A 16,623-nucleotide genomic window follows, 5' to 3' on the forward strand; every position below is an offset into this window, starting at 1 on the left:
AGTCATGCTGCATAATGATTGGTGTAATATCGCAGAGCCTGGAGGAGAGGAAGTCTACAGAATTTCCACCCATGCTTCGGGTCCGGCCGGTTCGTTGCCGCTTACGCCGGAGCTGCTTCGAGAGTCCCCAAGCGGGGATTTGTTCGGCTGGTCGCAAAATGTCGGGATGGGGCTTTCGCCATCGCGCCTGGGGGGTCAGGAAGTGCTGCTCTTAAGTACGCTTGGCGGCATACGTCGGGATGATGGCAGACCGGTAGCGTTAGGTTACCACACGGGGCATTGGGAAGTCGGGCTGCTGATGCAGGCGGCAGCCGAGGAGATCAGCTCCGCAGGCGGAGTTCCGTTCGCCGGATATGTCAGCGACCCGTGCGATGGCCGGTCTCAAGGAACTGCAGGCATGTTCGATTCGCTGCCTTACCGAAATGATGCCGCGATCGTACTTCGGCGGCTTATCCGTTCGCTGCCGACCCGCAAAGCCGTCATCGGTGTTGCCACTTGCGACAAGGGTCTGCCCGCCATGCTGCTAGCTCTTGCAGGTAGCCCTTCGCTACCCGGCATCATCGTGCCCGGAGGCGTTACTCTGCCGCCGACGTTTGGAGAAGACGCGGGCAAGGTACAGACGATCGGCGCGCGATACGCAAGCGGAGAAATGACGCTGGAAGAAGCGGCGGATATGGGGTGCCGGGCATGCGCTTCGCCGGGCGGCGGCTGTCAGTTCCTCGGGACAGCGGGAACATCCCAGGTCGTGGCGGAGGCGCTGGGATTGACGGTCCCTCATGCTGCATTGGCACCATCGGGACAGGAGGTATGGACAGAGTTGGCCCGTCAATCGGCAAGGGCTGCGATGTCCGCCGCAAAGCAAGGACTTACCGTTGGAAAGGTGTTGACCGATGCTTCTATCCGCAACGCCATGATCGTTCATGCCGCCTTCGGGGGTTCGACGAATCTGCTGCTGCATATCCCGGCGATTGCGCAGGCTGCGGGTCTTCGCGTGCCCAATGTAGCCGACTGGGCGGACATCAATCGCAGCGTGCCTCGTATTGTCAGCGTATTGCCTAACGGCCCCATTCCACATACGACGGTTCGCGCATTCCTGGCGGGCGGCGTGCCGGAAGTCATGCTCCGTCTAAGGGGACTTGGACTGCTGGAGGAGTCGGCGCTCACCGTATCGGGCAAGACGTGGGGCGAAGTGCTGGATTGGTGGGAGTCGTCCGAGCGAAGAAGACGAATGCGGGAGGTGCTGCTCCGCTCCGACGGCATCGACCCCGAAACGGTCATCTATACGAAGGAAAGCGCCAGAGCGGCTGGAATGGCTTCAACCGTAACGTTCCCGATCGGCAATATCGCTCCGGAAGGTTCGGTCATTAAGTCGGCGGCAATCGACCCTTCGGTCGTAAGCGACAACGGTATATACAGGCACCTGGGTCAAGCCAAAGTGTTCACGACCGAGCGCGCCGCGATTAAAGCGATAAAAACAGGGGGGATATCGGCTGGCGACGTGTTGGTTTTGATCGGCAGGGGGCCTAGCGGGACAGGGATGGAAGAGACGTATCAGCTTACTTCCGCTCTGAAACATTTGCCATTTGGCAAAGAGGTATCCTTGCTCACGGATGCACGATTCTCCGGCGTGTCGACCGGTGCATGCATCGGGCATATCGGCCCCGAGGCGCTGGCTGGCGGTCCTGTGGCGAAGCTGCGCGATGGGGACTGGATCGACATTGTTGTAGATCTTAACCAACTGGAAGGCAGCATCAACTTCGTAGGCGAGGGGGAAGAGCGCTTCGATGAAGTCGAAGGGGCTAGGCGGTTGTATGAACGCCCGGCTCATCCCTTGCTGTCGCCCGATCCGGATCTGCCCGACGATACTCGTCTGTGGGCCGCGCTTCAGGCAGCCAGCGGCGGAATTTGGCGAGGCGGCGTCTACGACGTAGATCGGATAGTCGAGTTGTTGGAAGCGGGAAGGAAAGCATTGAACCGATAGTCTCTACCGCAAGGAACAGTTTTGAAGCGGTTGTCCCGTACGGGAACAACCGCTTTGTATTTTGCTCAATAATATATTATGCTGCGCTCGCTTATCCCCGAAAGGCCTCGCCAAAGGTTTTCTCAACAACAAATAAAACGCTTACAAATAGGTAAACAACGGGTAAGCAAGTAAAGAGTTGCACATTGTGGCTCGTTGATCTAGCACATATACTGAAAACGTATACAAGAGGGAGCTCCTGCAAGACTATATGAACTTGGGGGGAAGGACGCATGGATAAGCAAGGGAGAGGCATAGCGCTGAAGGGGCTGACAGTTCTGCTGCTCGCATCGTTAGCTATTACTGCCTGTACAGGCGGGAACAAAGGGGCAGAAAGCACGGCACAACCAACGGCGACAGCCGGAAGCGGGAATGCCGGGAATGAAGGCAAAGCGAATACGGACAGTGGAGCAAATGACGGACCGTTCGGCAAATATGATCCGCCGATCGAGGTATCGTTCGTACGTCATCTAAGCGATGTGGTCGAGAACAACGTATTGGGCGTCCTGAAAGACGAGACGTTGGAAGACAACCGCTGGACGCGTGTGTACGAAGAAGAACTGGGCATTAAAATCGTCAATGATTGGGTAGTGAAAGGCGATGTCAGCTCGGATCAATATCTGCAAAAGATCAATGTGACGCTTGCCTCGGGAGATCTTCCCGACTTTATTCCCGTCAACGCGACGCAGCTCAAACAGCTGGCGGATTCCGATCAGATTGAAGATATGACGGAAATCTTTGAGAAGTACGCCTCTCCAATGTTAAAGGATGCGCTCACCCAAGAGGGCTCCAGCCCCTTCGACGCCGTAACCCTGGATGGCAAGCTGATGGCGGTTCCGCTTGTCGAGGCATCTATCGAGCGCTCCATGTTCGTCTGGATCCGCACGGATTGGATGGAGAAGCTCGGTTTGCAGCAACCAAAGACAATGGCCGACGTTCTGGCGATTTCCAAAGCGTTTACGGAAAAGGATCCCGACGGCAACAACAAGGCGGACACGTACGGCATCGGCTTCACCAAAAATGTATGGGGCGGAGCAATGGGGCTGGAAGGCTTCTTTGCCGGATTTAACGCTTTCCCGAACATTTGGCTGGAAGATGAATCCGGCAAACTCAAGTTTGGCAGCATTCAGCCTGAAGTTAAAAATGCGCTTCAAGCGCTTCAGGATATGGCAAAGAATGGTCAGATTGATCCCGAGTTCGGCATTAAAGACGGCGGCAAAGTATCCGAGCTGATCGCGGCCGGCAAGATTGGCATGCAATACGGCGAACAATGGAATTCGATTTATCCGCTTCAACTCAACAAAAACAACGACCCTGATGCAGAATGGCAGGCTTTCCCAATCGTTACTGAATCCGGAGAGATGGCGAAGGTGCCGCTTAAATTCAGCACGACGCGATTCTTTGCGGTTAAGAAAGGAACGAAACATCCGGAAGCGCTTATCAAGCTCTTTAATATGCACATGGAGAAAAACTGGGGAGAGACGGGAGATTTCGATTACTATTTCGCGCCGCCGGAGGCAGAAAGCGTATGGCAGTTATCGCCTGTCACCCCTTACCCTCTGAAAAAGAATGTCGAGGCGTTCCGCGACATCGATGAGGCCCGCAAAAGCGGCGATATGTCTAAGCTGATCGGGGAAGCAAAGACGATTCAAGAGAAAATGGAATCTTACTATTCCGGCTCCACAGAGGGCTTTGCGCTTTGGGGCTGGGAGCGAATCTACAGTGAGCAAGGCTCCATGGGAATAACGGATCAATACGACAAAAACAATCAGTTCCTGCTTGAGAAGTTTGTCGGAGCGCCGACGCCGACGATGGTGGAGCGCAAAGCTACGCTGGAGAAGCTGCAGAACGAAGTGTTTGTCAAAATTATATTAGGCGATCCCATTTCAAACTTTGATAAATTCGTTGATGACTGGAATAAACTCGGCGGAGATCAAATTACGCAAGAGGTCAACGAATGGTATGCGGCAACAAAATAAAGAGGAAGTAACGGCATAGTAATGAAGAGGACAGAGGCAACAAGGTTCCAGCTTCTGTCCTCCATGTTTTATGACTGAATGGGAGGGACAACATCCAATGGGAGCCAAGACAAGGAGAGAGCTGCCGCTTCATTTGATGATCGTGCCGGGGCTTGTTTTCATCATACTATTCTCTTACGTCCCCATGGCCGGCATCGTAATCGCATTCCAAAAGTTTATCCCCGCCAAAGGTCTATTCGGCGACCAACAATGGATCGGGTGGTCCAACTTCGAATATGTCATGCATTTGCCCAGCTTCTCGCAAGTGCTGTTAAATACGCTATTGATTGCGGGCTCCAAGCTTATTCTTGGTTTGCTTGTGCCGATTGTGTTCGCGATTCTGCTTAACGAAGTCAAGAACGCCGTGCTAAAGCGCACGGTGCAGACGACCATCTATTTGCCTTATTTCCTTTCCTGGGTCGTGCTCGGAGGCATCCTGGTTGATATCTTGTCTCCGTCGGGCGGAATCGTGAACGGGCTGCTAACGTCGCTGGGATTGCCCAAAATCTTTTTCCTCGGCGATAACGACTGGTTCCCTACGACTTTGATTGGGTCAGACGTCTGGAAGAACTTCGGTTATGGAACGATCGTTTACCTCGCGGCAATTACCGGGATCGATCCCGGCTTGTACGAAGCGGCAACGATTGACGGCGCCAATCGATGGCGCAAGATCTGGCATATTACGTTGCCTGGCATGAGGATGGTTATCGTCCTCCTGTCCGTACTGAGCTTGGGGCAGCTCCTGAATGCCGGGTTCGATCAAGTGTTTAACCTGTACAGTCCTCAAGTATACGAAAGCGGAGACATTCTGGACACCTTTGTCTACCGAATTGGCTTGCTGGACGCGCAATATGGCGTTGCAACTGCTGTTGGGTTCTTTAAGTCGATTGTGTCGCTGATTCTCATTTCCGCTTCTTATTTCTTCGCATACTACTTTGCTAGATACCGAATCTTCTAGGAGGAGAGAAGCCATGAATCAGCAGTCATCCGTAAGCACTTCCCGAGGGAGCGGCAGGAAGCGCCAGTGGTTTCCGATTGTCAATACAGTCATTCTGGTGCTGGTAGCGGCGCTCTGCATATTCCCGCTCATTCATATTATCGCCGTTTCCTTCAGTTCCAGTACGGCAGCGGCTGCTGGGCACGTCAGGCTGTGGCCCGTCGACTTCACGCTGGCATCGTACGAATACACGGCAAGCCGGGGAGAATTCTGGCAGTCTATGTGGGTGTCGTTAAAACGCCTTGCGTTCGGAACTCCGTTGAATCTGCTTCTGACGATTCTAGTCGCTTATCCGCTCTCGAAGGAGTCACATGCTCTGCGTCTGCGGCTTGTGTATGCCTGGTTATTCTTCCTGACCATGCTCTTTAACGGCGGACTGATTCCTTGGTATGTTACCCTCAAGGAATACGGTTTGCTGAATTCGATATGGGCGCTCGTGCTTCCCGGAGCCGTTCCAGTTTTCAGCATCATTCTACTGCTTAATTTCTTTCGAGAGGTGCCAAAGGAGTTGGAGGAAGCGGCGCTGATCGATGGTGCGGGCCACTGGACGACGTTATGGCGCATTTACGTGCCTATCTCGAAGCCGGCGCTTGCAACGCTTGCTCTGTTCTCCATGGTGGAGCATTGGAACAGTTGGTTTGACGGATTGATCCTGATGAGCAATCCATCCAATTATCCGCTTCAGAGTTACATTCAGACGATCGTCATTCAACAGAATCTGTCCAATGTGTCGAGGGACGATCTGCTGAACCTGGCCCAAATCTCAGATCGAACGTTGAAGGCCTCGCAGATATTCCTGGGTTCGCTGCCTATCATTATGGCGTATCCGTTCCTGCAGAAATATTTTGTCAAAGGAATCGTCCTGGGGAGCGTTAAGGGATAATTGGAGAAATCCAGGGACAGAATGTTGAACATTCGTTACAATGAGGGAAAACGGTGGAGGCGACGTTGTTGTTCAATCGCCATGATATCTCGCTCAGAAATTCCATTTTTTCGCGACTGCTGATTACCTTTCTGCTTATCATGCTCCCTATGTGGTCGTTCGGGGCGTACATTTATAACTGGATCGTGCAGACCGCCCGTGAGGATATATCCAAGACGGCGGTCTCGCAGATCGTTTATTACCTCTCGGACATGGAGAACGAAATCGAACGGATCAAGCTGCTCCAGTACAGCCTGCTCGAAGATGAACACTTGAACGAATTGGCGCTGACCTGGGAAACGATGGACACGATAGAGCGGATGGAAAATATCAATTTATTGCTGAAACGAGTCTATACGATCCAGAACAGCAGCCATTACATCGAAGACGTCAGCGTGCACATTGCTCCTATCGGCAAGACGCTGTCCGTCGATGGGGCACGCGAGTTCGACTCGGAGCGGTTTTACGGGATTCGCTCCGTGTATGGGCACGGATCCCAGATTATCGAATGGAAGGGCAGCCTGCACCTGAGCGCGTACAAGCCCGGGGGGAGAAGAGATGCAGAGCCGCTGTTTACCGTAGAGATCGCGCTTGACAGCGGTGTCATGCGAGAGGAATTGAACCAGTTCAACCTCTACGCAGACAGCGGGGTCATGCTTGTGCATGGACGGGATGGCGTAGTTATTACCAATGGGGCGGGAGCCTTTCCAGAGCAAGATATGCCCGTTTTCCTGCAGCAATCCCGAGAAAGCGAGGAACTGAAAACGGACGCAGTAGAGTTGTCCAACATGCGTTTCTATTATATGCACGCGAATTCGGAGAAACTGAACTTTTCCTTGTACCGGTTCATCCCGGAACGAGTATTCCAGGAACCGCTCGACCGGTTCTACTCCTGGGCGTGGTTGTTTCTCATTCTATCGCTTGGAATCATAGCCGTTTACGCTCTTTCGACGTACAAATTCATCCACAAGCCTTTATTAACTTTCGTCAAGAGCTTCAGAAGAATGGAGAACGGGGACCTCGACATCTTCATTGATCATGCCTCAAAGGACGAATTCCGTTATCTGTACGGCCGATTTAACCAAATGGTCGCTAATCTGCGTTCATTGATCGATCAGGCTTACAAGCAAAAGATATTGGCACAGCGGTCGGAACTCAAACAGCTTCAATCGCAGATCAATCCCCATTTCCTGTACAACAGCTTTTTCATTTTAAACACGATGGCGAAGACGGGAGACGTCGAGCGTATCGAGCAATTCACTACGTTATTGGGCAAATACTTCCAATTCGTAACGCGTAACGCTTCCGATAACTTGCCGCTGGAGCATGAGATCTCGCATGCGAGAATGTACACGGAGATTCAGGAGCTGCGTTTCTCGAGACGTATTAAGGTGAGTTTCCAGGAGCTTCCTCCCGAACTTGCGGCTATGCAGGTGCCCCGTCTGATCGTACAGCCAATCATCGAGAACGCGTTCGAGCACAGCCTGGAGAAAAAGGCGTACGACGGCCTGATAGTGGTTCGTTTCGAATGGGATGACGAAGAGGTTAGAGTGATTGTGGAGGATAATGGAGATCGTCTATCTGACGAGGAATTGGCTAGAATCATACATTCGTTGAAGCATGACGAAGACCAAAGCGAGATTACAGGGATGGTCAACATACATCGACGTGTCCGTTTGACACTAGGCGATGGAGGATTACAGGTGTCAAGAAGCGGGCTCGGAGGATTAATGGCGACGCTGAGGCTGCCTAGGGAGGGGGGAGAACAAGATAATCCGATTACTAATCGTAGATGACGAGGAAATTATTACTGACGGTCTATACGAAGTGTTGAGCAAGCTGGATCTGGAGCTCGATCTGTATAAGGCATATTCCGGACAGGAGGCATTGCTATGGCTGCGGAGGACCCGATTCGATATCGTACTCTCGGACATCGCAATGCCGGAGATGGACGGTCTAGCCTTAATGAACGTAATCCGCTCCGATTGGCCGCAATGCAAGATGATTTTTTTGACCGGCTACAGCCATTTCGAAACGGTATACCAGGCGGTTCAGTGGCCGGGTATCCGTTATTTGCTTAAGAGTGAAGGGTATAACAAACTGATTGAGACCGTTGGCCTGGTTGTTAGCGAGATTCAAGAAGAGTTGCGAACGGCTGCGCTGCTGCAGAGTTCTAAAGCAAGCCAGAATGCCTTTGACACGCTCGCTACAGGCAATTATGTGCGCCATCTCTTGTTCGAAGGCGGAGCGGACGAGACGATGACGGACAACTTCAATAGACTGCGTATCGAATTCGAACCCCGAGCTCCCGTCCTCATAGCCCTTGGCAGCTTGTCCGCCGCAGAGGCTCACCGTTACTATGCCGATCGGCAGGAGACTGCGCTCAGGGTTAAAATCCTTTCTGATACTTATTTGGATGAGAAAAGCAGATGTCTTGGCGTAATCGATCGTTACGGCGATCTGATCTGGCTCGTTCAGCCGCCCGATCCATGTCAGGATAACCGCTTCGAACGTCTATCTACATTCCTGGAGGGAACGTTCGAATTGATTCAGGAGGCCTGCCGGCAGTCGCTAGGCATTCAGTTGTCCGTTACGCTGGCGAAGGAGCCAACGGACTGGAAGCAACTCCCCACTGCTTACGATAAGCTCCGAGAAAGGCAGCACTTGCGTGCGGGAGACGGGACAACGATGGTGCAATCCGTGCTGCTAAACGGGGAGGGAACGGCAGCTCAGGTACGTTTGCGCTTCCCGAAGGAGAAGACGGAGACGCTGGCGGCACATTTGGAGGGTGGCAGAAGAGAGGACTTTCTTGGGTTGTTTAACGAGCTTACGCTGTCTGCTACGGAGGGAGGATGGACATCGGCTTACGCCACGGAGCTGTATTATTCCATCGCCCTTATCCTGCTCTCCTACTCCAATCGTTGGGGAGAACGAGAGAAGCTGCCGATGTCTGCAGGGGGCTTGATGCAATTGGATGGGTATCACTCCTGGAAAGAACGATACTCCGTCCTGAGGGGTTTGGCGGAAGATCTGTTCGAATGGAGACGAGATGGGGAGCATAACCGAGCTGTTACGGCTATTGATAAGATCAGCGCTTATATTGACGAACATATCGCAGAGGACTTGTCGCTCGTTCGTCTGGCAGATGAAATCCACTTTAATCCTTCGTACCTCTCGCGCTTATTCAAGCAAGAACGGGGGATCAAGCTGTCGGAATATATCGAGGATGTCCGGTTTGCAAGAGCGAAGGAGCTGCTGTTGCATACTGACATGAAAATCGCGGAGATCGGTGCCAGCGTCGGATACGAGGCGCCCCATTCCTTTACTCGAGTATTCAAGAAGTGGACTGGCATTTCACCGCATGAATTTCGGGAACAGGCTGGAAAGCGAAGAGAGGTATAGACATTAATGAACAGCTTGAATATGAAACGACAATATAAACAATGCAGCCCAGGAGTACGCCTCCTGGGCTGTTCTGTGCGTCTAGCCCTTCACACCGCCAACGGTGATACGACCCGGTTGGTTAATTCCCCAAATAAGCTCGTTCCAATTCCGCAATGTTGAACTTCTTCATCTTTAGGAATGCTTTCGTGACGCGATCACGCTGCTCCGGCGTGCCTTCGTTCATCATCTTGTCTAAAGCGGCGGGCGAGATTTGCCACGAAACGCCGTATTTGTCTTTCAGCCAGCCGCATTGCTCGGCTTCGGGAACGGCGGACAGCTTGTCCCAATAGTAGTCGATTTCCTCCTGCGTCGTACAGTCGACCAGCAAGGAAATCGCCTCATTGAACTGGAACGAATGTTCATGCGCGCTGTCCATGGCCGTAAACCAGGTGTTCTCCAGCATAAAGTCGGAGAACATGACGTCCCCCTCGCGGTCTGGCTCCATACCGGAGGCATAACGAACAAGCGTACCGGGCATCGCGTTGCGGAAGACTGAGAGATAAAACTCGCGGGCTTCCTCCGCCTTGCCGCAGTTGTCGCCGACAAACATCAGGGAAGGGATAATCGGTGGGCGCGGCTCCCCGTGCGGATTTGTTAATATGAGCTGCCAGTTGACTCCGAATTTGTCCTGTATCCAGCCATACCGCTCGCTAAACGGGTATTTGTCCAGAGGCATGAGAGGAGTTCCTCCGTCGGATAACTTGTGCCACGCCTCTTCGAGCATTTCTCTGGCATTTGGTTCCCGCGACGGATCGAAATTAACGAAAAACGAAATCGACGGATTTAACTTGAAGAGCGGCCCTGCAGAGATAGCCATAAACGGATGTCCCCAAACCGTAAACGAAACGATAGGTGCATCCCCGGAAGGCGTATCGTTTAAGATCGTCGAGCTGGTTATTTCGGAATGCGGGAAAACAGAGCAATAGAACTCAGCTGCTTCCTTTGCTTCTTTGTCGAACCACAAATGCGGAATGATCGGTTGCGCAAGACCATTATTAGCATCGCTCATCAGTATTGCCTCCCAATTCGTTAATGAAGTGCCTAACACGCCTTGGTTATAGCACATACGTTCGTATGAATCCACCGGCAATAACGCTAGAGTTTTGAAACGATATATGGCAGAATTGAAAGTAGTTCAGCCTATACCAGAGCAACGATTCATCTATCTGGAAGCCAACAAAGCTTTAGACTGTGATTATGACTTGAAAAAAAGGAGCGATCTTTTAATGAGTAAAGTTGTTCATCGAGTAGCTTTCATCGGATGCGGGAAACGGGCACATGAACATGCAATTGGCATCAAGGCTGATAACAGATGCGAAGTGGTGGCATTTTCAGATTTATCCGCGGAGTCAGCCGAGAGGTTAAAAGCAGATTTTGAATTCCAAGGCAATATCTATACTGAATATAAAGTTATGCTTGAAAAAGAAAAACCGGATGTCGTTTTAATTTGTTTGTGGACGCCGTTGCATCTTTCCGTTTTTCGTGATTGCGCCGAAGCTGGAGTTAAAGCTGTGTTATGCGAAAAACCGATGTCTCCTACTTGGGGAGAATGTCAGGAGATGTCGCGGATTGCAGAAGAGACGGGCTGCCAGCTAACCTTTTCCTTGCAACGTCGTTTTGCGGAAGGGAACAAATTCGTACGTCAGTTACTTAACGATGGAAAAATTGGTCAACTTGTCAGATTGGACCTTTACTCTCCGCAAAACCTGCTGGATTGCGGGATCCATACGTTTGATCAAGCGCTTAGCTTTTTAAACGAAACTCCGGCAAAATCTGTTTTAGGCGCAGTCGATACAACAAGCATACTAAATTGGTTTAATGTTCCCTCCGAATATGGGGCGTCCGGACATATCGTTTTTGCCAACGGCGTTCAAGCCAACTTATACTGCGGACCTGTAGATACATGGGAACCGACGGATGATATGACAAAAGTTTGGGCTGGAGTTCGTCTCTATGGCACGGAAGGATTTATTGAAGTGATGTGGGATGGCCAAATCATCAGAGGGGTTAACTACAAGGATCCTTCCTGGAGTCCGGAATTGGTTTTATCATCCATGTCTGATCAGATGAAAGCATACGTCAAGCATGCAATAGATTGTTTGGAAACGGGGATTGAACCAGAGGTTTCCCACCAAAAGGCACTCCGTGCTTCTGAGATCACGTTTGCTGTTTTTGAATCGGTGCGTCAACATGCAAGAGTAGAATTGCCCCTAACCGGTGTAACGGATAGTCCGTTTATTACAATGTTAGAGAACGGCCAATTTGGTCAAGGAAGAGGTGCGGAATAATGATTAAGAAACCTAAACTTGCTTTAATTGGTATCGTGAACGAAGAAGCCAAACAAGATTTCTGGGGAACCATGCAGCAAATCGCAAATATTGGCTATGAGGGCATTGAGGGCGGTCAGTCCTTGCTTACAGGCCATGTACAAGAAAACGTGGATCGATTTCATCAATTGGGGCTCAAAGTCGCAACTCACAGTATCAACAAGGAACAAATGCGCGATCAAAATGAGTTGGATCATATCATTAAAGAGGCGCACTTGTTGCAAACAAAGGATGTCACATTCTGGTGGGATGTGGTGGACACGAGGGAGCAATTGCTTCAAGACGCCGAACTATATAATGCTGTTGGCGCCCGATTAAAGTCGGAAGGATTGCGTTTTTGTTACCATAACCACGCACATGAATTTCAAAACGTTTTTAATGGCATCTATTCGTTAGATATTTTAGCCGAGTATACAGATCCCAATCATCTCTATTTTCGATTAGACGTTGCATGGATTACGCTCGGCGGAGCCGATCCGGCACATATTCTTCGCAAAATGGCCGGTCGCGTACCTGCTATTCATTTAAAAGACGTATACGGAGTTGACGAGGTCGGCAAGTGGACGGCAGTAGGCACAGGCATGGTAAAGATTGAGGAGTCTATTGCTGCAGCAAAAGAGATTGGGGTTGAATGGATGACAGTCGAGCAAGATCAACTCCGAAACCTTACTGGAATGGAAACGGCGATGGTCAGCTATTTAAACTTGAAGGAGAGAGGTTTGCTGTAAGAAAGGGTTAAATGGCAATGCAAATAATGACAATGGGAGTAGATTCCTTTGAAAAATCAAATTCGAGTAGGGCTTATTGGATATGGTTTTGCCGGGAAAACATTTCATGCACCTGTAATTACATCAGTGCCAGGTTTAGAACTGTCCAAGGTAGTGGAACGCAGAAGTCAGTTGTCCAAGGCGCGATATCCATGGATTGAGGTTGTAAGCAGCGTTGAGGAATTGTACAGTGATCCGACTATTGATCTTGTTGTTGTGACCACTCCTAGTACAAATCATGTGGAATTTACGCGAGATGCCTTGCTGGCCGATAAACATGTTGTTGTCGAAAAGCCGTTTACGGCTACAAGTCAAGAAGCCATACAGTTAATAGAGTTAGCAAAGGAAAGAAACAAAGTACTAAGCATATTCCATAATAGGCGTTGGGATGGAGACTTTTTGACCGTCAAAAGTATCGTTCAACAAGGTTTATTAGGCAAGCTATCTGACTGCGAATTCCATTGGGATGGTTTTAACCCCGTTATGAAATCAGACAATTGGCGTGATAAAAAAGGTCCCGCTACAGGCGTTTTTTATGATTTAGGCAGCCATTTCATCGATCAGGCTGTACAACTTTTTGGGACACCGGATACCATAACCGGCGATATTCGCATTACTAGGGATGGAGGGATAACAGATGACTATTTCGATGTTTCCCTTGGCTATAGCCATAATTTAAAGGTTGTACTAAAATCATCCCGGATCGTACGGGAGCCAAGTCCAAGATACACCCTTCATGGCAGTAAAGGATCTTTTGTCAAGTACGGAATAGATCCGCAAGAGGCTGCATTAATTGCGGGGGAGAGTCCAAGCGATTCTAAAAACTGGGGCAAGGAAGACCCCGAAAATTGGGGAACCATTCATACATCCATAGGGGATTTGCATGTCAGGGGATTGGTCGAAACCCAACCAGGCGCTTATACTTCTTATTATAATAATGTCTGCAAGCACATACTCGGAGAGGAAGAATTGGCAGTCAAACCCGAGGAAGCATTAAGGACGATTCAATTGATCGAATTAGCTTACAAGAGCCATAGAGAACAACGTACAATCCGGATCGGGGACGAAATCAATGACTGAATTAAATGGAATATTCCCTTTTCGAACCGCCCTTAATACATCCACTTTATTCCCGTACAATCTTGATATTCTTCAGCAAATAGAGCTGGTTGCCGAGGCTGGTTATGATGGGATTGAACTTTGGATAAAAGATGTAAAAGCATATGTAGACAGCGGAGAGAAACTGTCTTCTCTATGGCGAGAGCTTGATCGATTAAAACTTGCACCTGTTAATGCAATAGCTTTTTTCAAATGGTGCGATCAGGATCTGCAAACGAGAAAAGAAGGGCTGCGTCAAGCAGAAGAAGAAATGGAGATGCTAGCTGCTATTGGCTGCCCTGCAATTGCCGCGCCGCCTTTTGGCGATGTCAGTCATTTAGATGCCGCAGCAATCGCAGAATACTTCTCGGACTTAAAGGCAATCGGACGTAAGGCAGGCGTCGAGCCTTACCTTGAGTTCTGGGGGAGAGCTGAATATTTATCTACTCTGGAGCAAGCAAAACAGATTGTTGATCTGCAACCGATGAATAAAATGCTCATTGATCCGTTTCATATGTATACAGGAGGGAGTAATCATGAACTTTTAGGCTCCCTTGCAGCTGACCAAATCGGGATCGTTCATGTCAATGACTACCCCGGCGAGCCATCACGATTGATCATAAACGATGAAGAGCGTCTGTTCCCGGGAGAAGGTATTGCGCCTACTAAACACATCGCGGCGACACTGCATAGTATCGGATATAGCGGGTATCTATCATTAGAACTTTTTAAAAAGAGCTACGCGGGACGAAGCGCATTAGAGACGGCGAAGTATGGATTGAACTCGATTAAGACCGCTTATAGCGTAAATGCAATTCATTCTTAATAAAACATTGAATATACAATTTTGAGTCTGTGCGATGAGAGAAAGCTCAAAGTCGGTGTCCGTCCTATTTAGGTCGGTGCTTGCTTGCGCTTTCTCTTTTTATTTTTCACATTCCACTCTTCATCTGCGTCCTCCCCAAGGGACCATCAATTCTTCTTACGTTTCTTGTCTTAGCCATTTAATAAACTTTTTTTAACAGCTCAAAAACTTCTTCTATCGTGAGGCCAAATGATTTGTAATAGGAAGTGTCGATCGCCATCTGCTCTAGGATCGTTTTATTGCGTTTTTGAAGCATCTCATCGGGTGAGAGCTCGGTGACAAAACATCCTTTGCCGGTAACGGTATAAATTAAACCGCATCGTTCGAGCTCTTCCCAAGCCTTTTTCACGGTAATGATGCTAACCCGAAGCTCCGTGGCCGCTTGTCGGATAGGCGGCAAGCTATATCCGCCTCCAAGTTCGCCTTTAAGAATTTGAGCGCTGATTTGTTCGAAAAGCTGTTGATAGATGGGTTTCTCGGATGTGTTCGATATCGCAATGTTCATTATATTTCCACTTTCTCAAACCTTTTGTTGGCTATAGAATAAGCTATTATCGTAAATATTGCAAAAATCGCAATGCCAATAAGCAAGATGGAGAGTTGTACAGCTAAATTGTCGGCGCCGGCTCCCTTAAAAAGATCATTCACATACGAATTCTGTATGCCAAGCCATTCTGCGCCCCCGGCAAACAGGATAGCGGCTGTAATCGATGCAACCGATGCCGCGCCGTATTTATAAGCAGTCTTGAAATACATAGGGATTAAAATGATATTAAAGATGGCCAGCATGACGAAACATAACCCCCAGAAACCAAAGGACGGCTCATAGAAATAGTAGATCAGATTCGGATATAAGCGAACGCTAATCAGGCCATATATAGCGGCGACAACCACATGCAATAATTCCAGAATGACAATAAAAGAGACCTTTGCTTTTACCATGTCTGATTTCGTTACTGGCAGCATGCTTGTAAACATTAAATCGTTATGACTTTTGAATCCTCCTAACATATTCGGTACCGTAATGAAACAAAAGTATAGGAGAACAAGGAAATAAAGCCATGCCGGAACTAACATTAAGGCGCCTGTCAAAAAGGGCAGCACATAAAAAAACGGATTTACGCCTAACTTTAATTCTTTCTTCAATAAGTTATACATGCATATTCTCCTTTCTCGAGAAATAAATCATAATCTCCTCCAAATTGGGCACGGCGGATTTAATATCTACAGACGGATCAAAGTCTTTGGTATGAATCAAGCCTGTGAATCCGAAAGAATTTATCTTGTAGGCAATGAGCCGGTCTTTGAACAAATCCAACTGCTCTTTTTTGCCATTTAGCAAACGATACGCATCGACAAACTCTTCTTTCTCGGCGCTGTTGATAATTTGGCCGTTGTGGATATAGGTAATATAATCGGCGCATTTCTCCAAATCGGATGTGATATGGGTTGAAAAAAGGATGCTGATTTCGCCGTCTTGCACTAGCTCCTGAAAAATATCCAGCAGATTGTCTCGGGCAGCCGGATCAAGTCCGCTTGTTGGTTCATCCAGAATAAGAAGTTTTGCGCCGTGCGACAAAGCGAGGGTTAGGCTGTATTTAACTTTCATTCCGGTTGAAAGTTCGGCTATTTTTTTGTCTTCGATCAAGTTGAATTTTTTAAGATATTTGTAATAGGTGCCATCATCCCAATTGCGATAAAACGGTTTGATCACATTCGTTAACGTTTTGATTTTACTGCGGGTATAGAAATTAATGTCGCCAAATGCGTAGCCGATTTCTTGTTTCAATTCGACTTCGTGTTCGACCATGTTTTTGCCCAAAATACTGATCTCGCCGCCATCCATGCGACTCAGATTCAAAATGGATTTGATGGTGGTTGTTTTACCCGCGCCATTGGCTCCGATAAAGCCCATAATATATCCTTTTTCCAGTTGGAAAGATACGTCTTTCAATTGAAAGTGTTCATATTTTTTATTCAAATTTTTGATATCCAATGCAAGCATAAAGTTACCCTCCGCTCTAAATTGTGTATGTTGTGCATACACAATATATCATCAAGAAAGTTCAAATGTCAATTATTGTTTCGAGTACCGCCCTAAGCAGATATGAGGCGCTTTGACCGAATGCGAAAAAAATGACGAAAATAAACCTAGGTTAAGGAAA

At 48.9% G+C, this 16,623-nt stretch carries 14 protein-coding genes; 10 read left to right on the top strand and 4 right to left on the bottom strand.

The window, feature by feature from the left end; all coding sequences use genetic code 11:
- Positions 1-4 precede the first annotated feature (4 nt).
- The 6 genes from B1748_RS11160 to B1748_RS11185 all read left to right on the top strand — a co-directional run bounded on the left by B1748_RS11160 (position 5) and on the right by B1748_RS11185 (position 9,359).
- Entirely contained in the window at positions 5-1,981 is a 1,977-nt protein-coding gene (locus B1748_RS11160) for a YjhG/YagF family D-xylonate dehydratase (RefSeq protein ID WP_087567977.1), read from the top strand.
- Positions 1,982-2,253: 272 nt separating this feature from the next.
- Positions 2,254-3,999 carry an extracellular solute-binding protein gene (locus tag B1748_RS11165; RefSeq protein WP_087567978.1) on the top strand — a complete coding sequence of 582 codons (1,746 nt, stop codon included), beginning with the start codon at positions 2,254-2,256 and terminating at the stop codon, positions 3,997-3,999.
- A gap of 97 nt (positions 4,000-4,096) precedes the next feature.
- Positions 4,097-4,996, top strand: coding sequence for an ABC transporter permease (locus B1748_RS11170; protein ID WP_087567979.1), 900 nt, complete (start codon positions 4,097-4,099; stop codon positions 4,994-4,996).
- A gap of 13 nt (positions 4,997-5,009) precedes the next feature.
- Positions 5,010-5,918: a carbohydrate ABC transporter permease gene (locus tag B1748_RS11175; protein WP_087567980.1), complete on the top strand. Its 909-nt coding sequence runs from the start codon at positions 5,010-5,012 to the stop codon at positions 5,916-5,918.
- 53 nt (positions 5,919-5,971) lie between these two features.
- Positions 5,972-7,753 carry a sensor histidine kinase gene (locus B1748_RS11180; RefSeq protein ID WP_256975622.1) on the top strand — a complete coding sequence of 594 codons (1,782 nt, stop codon included), beginning with the start codon at positions 5,972-5,974 and terminating at the stop codon, positions 7,751-7,753.
- A 31-nt stretch (positions 7,754-7,784) separates the two neighbouring features.
- The gene (locus B1748_RS11185) at positions 7,785-9,359 is read left to right on the top strand and encodes a response regulator transcription factor (protein ID WP_256975623.1); all 1,575 of its coding nucleotides are present in this window, start codon (positions 7,785-7,787) and stop codon (positions 9,357-9,359) included.
- Between the two features lie 121 nt (positions 9,360-9,480).
- Here the strand turns inward: B1748_RS11185 and B1748_RS11190 are convergent, their stop codons facing one another.
- Positions 9,481-10,410 (bottom strand): VOC family protein, encoded by a 930-nt coding sequence (locus tag B1748_RS11190; protein ID WP_087567982.1) that lies wholly within the window; start codon positions 10,408-10,410, stop codon positions 9,481-9,483.
- A gap of 106 nt (positions 10,411-10,516) precedes the next feature.
- Here B1748_RS11190 and B1748_RS11195 point away from each other — a divergent pair, with 106 nt between their 5' ends.
- The 4 genes from B1748_RS11195 to B1748_RS11210 are packed head-to-tail and all read left to right on the top strand — an operon-like array spanning position 10,517 to position 14,419.
- The gene (locus tag B1748_RS11195) at positions 10,517-11,689 is read left to right on the top strand and encodes a Gfo/Idh/MocA family protein (RefSeq protein WP_087567983.1); all 1,173 of its coding nucleotides are present in this window, start codon (positions 10,517-10,519) and stop codon (positions 11,687-11,689) included.
- Positions 11,689-12,456 carry a sugar phosphate isomerase/epimerase family protein gene (locus tag B1748_RS11200; protein WP_087567984.1) on the top strand — a complete coding sequence of 256 codons (768 nt, stop codon included), beginning with the start codon at positions 11,689-11,691 and terminating at the stop codon, positions 12,454-12,456. The genes B1748_RS11195 and B1748_RS11200 overlap by 1 nt, the downstream gene beginning before the upstream one ends.
- A gap of 48 nt (positions 12,457-12,504) precedes the next feature.
- Positions 12,505-13,575, top strand: a complete 1,071-nt coding sequence (locus tag B1748_RS11205; protein WP_087567985.1) for an oxidoreductase — start codon at positions 12,505-12,507, stop codon at positions 13,573-13,575.
- Positions 13,568-14,419 (top strand): sugar phosphate isomerase/epimerase family protein, encoded by an 852-nt coding sequence (locus B1748_RS11210; protein WP_087567986.1) that lies wholly within the window; start codon positions 13,568-13,570, stop codon positions 14,417-14,419. Before B1748_RS11205 ends, B1748_RS11210 begins: the two co-directional genes overlap by 8 nt.
- Before the next feature lie 178 nt (positions 14,420-14,597).
- Here B1748_RS11210 and B1748_RS11215 read toward each other — a convergent pair whose 3' ends face one another.
- From B1748_RS11215 to B1748_RS11225, 3 genes are read right to left on the bottom strand one after another with little or no spacing between them, the layout of a single operon-like run.
- Entirely contained in the window at positions 14,598-14,963 is a 366-nt protein-coding gene (locus B1748_RS11215; RefSeq protein ID WP_087567987.1) for a GntR family transcriptional regulator, read from the bottom strand.
- The gene (locus B1748_RS11220) at positions 14,963-15,616 is read right to left on the bottom strand and encodes an ABC-2 transporter permease (RefSeq protein ID WP_087567988.1); all 654 of its coding nucleotides are present in this window, start codon (positions 15,614-15,616) and stop codon (positions 14,963-14,965) included. Before B1748_RS11220 ends, B1748_RS11215 begins: the two co-directional genes overlap by 1 nt.
- Entirely contained in the window at positions 15,609-16,463 is an 855-nt protein-coding gene (locus B1748_RS11225) for an ABC transporter ATP-binding protein (RefSeq protein WP_087567989.1), read from the bottom strand. Before B1748_RS11225 ends, B1748_RS11220 begins: the two co-directional genes overlap by 8 nt.
- Positions 16,464-16,623 lie beyond the last annotated feature (160 nt).

It is taken from the genome of Paenibacillus sp. MY03 (genome assembly GCF_002165585.1).
GTDB classification, from domain to species: Bacteria; Bacillota; Bacilli; order Paenibacillales; family Paenibacillaceae; genus Pristimantibacillus; species Pristimantibacillus agaridevorans.

Bases quoted from the DNA above. Each gene is read 5' to 3' on its own strand.
- B1748_RS11160 (WP_087567977.1), top strand. From the start codon at position 5: ATGCTGCATAATGATTGGTGTAATATCGCAGAGCCTGGAGGAGAGGAA.
- B1748_RS11165 (WP_087567978.1), top strand. From the start codon at position 2,254: ATGGATAAGCAAGGGAGAGGCATAGCGCTGAAGGGGCTGACAGTTCTG.
- B1748_RS11170 (WP_087567979.1), top strand. From the start codon at position 4,097: ATGGGAGCCAAGACAAGGAGAGAGCTGCCGCTTCATTTGATGATCGTG.
- B1748_RS11175 (WP_087567980.1), top strand. From the start codon at position 5,010: ATGAATCAGCAGTCATCCGTAAGCACTTCCCGAGGGAGCGGCAGGAAG.
- B1748_RS11190 (WP_087567982.1), bottom strand. From the start codon at position 10,410: ATGAGCGATGCTAATAATGGTCTTGCGCAACCGATCATTCCGCATTTG.
- B1748_RS11195 (WP_087567983.1), top strand. From the start codon at position 10,517: ATGGCAGAATTGAAAGTAGTTCAGCCTATACCAGAGCAACGATTCATC.
- B1748_RS11200 (WP_087567984.1), top strand. From the start codon at position 11,689: ATGATTAAGAAACCTAAACTTGCTTTAATTGGTATCGTGAACGAAGAA.
- B1748_RS11210 (WP_087567986.1), top strand. From the start codon at position 13,568: ATGACTGAATTAAATGGAATATTCCCTTTTCGAACCGCCCTTAATACA.
- B1748_RS11215 (WP_087567987.1), bottom strand. From the start codon at position 14,963: ATGAACATTGCGATATCGAACACATCCGAGAAACCCATCTATCAACAG.
- B1748_RS11220 (WP_087567988.1), bottom strand. From the start codon at position 15,616: ATGTATAACTTATTGAAGAAAGAATTAAAGTTAGGCGTAAATCCGTTT.
- B1748_RS11225 (WP_087567989.1), bottom strand. From the start codon at position 16,463: ATGCTTGCATTGGATATCAAAAATTTGAATAAAAAATATGAACACTTT.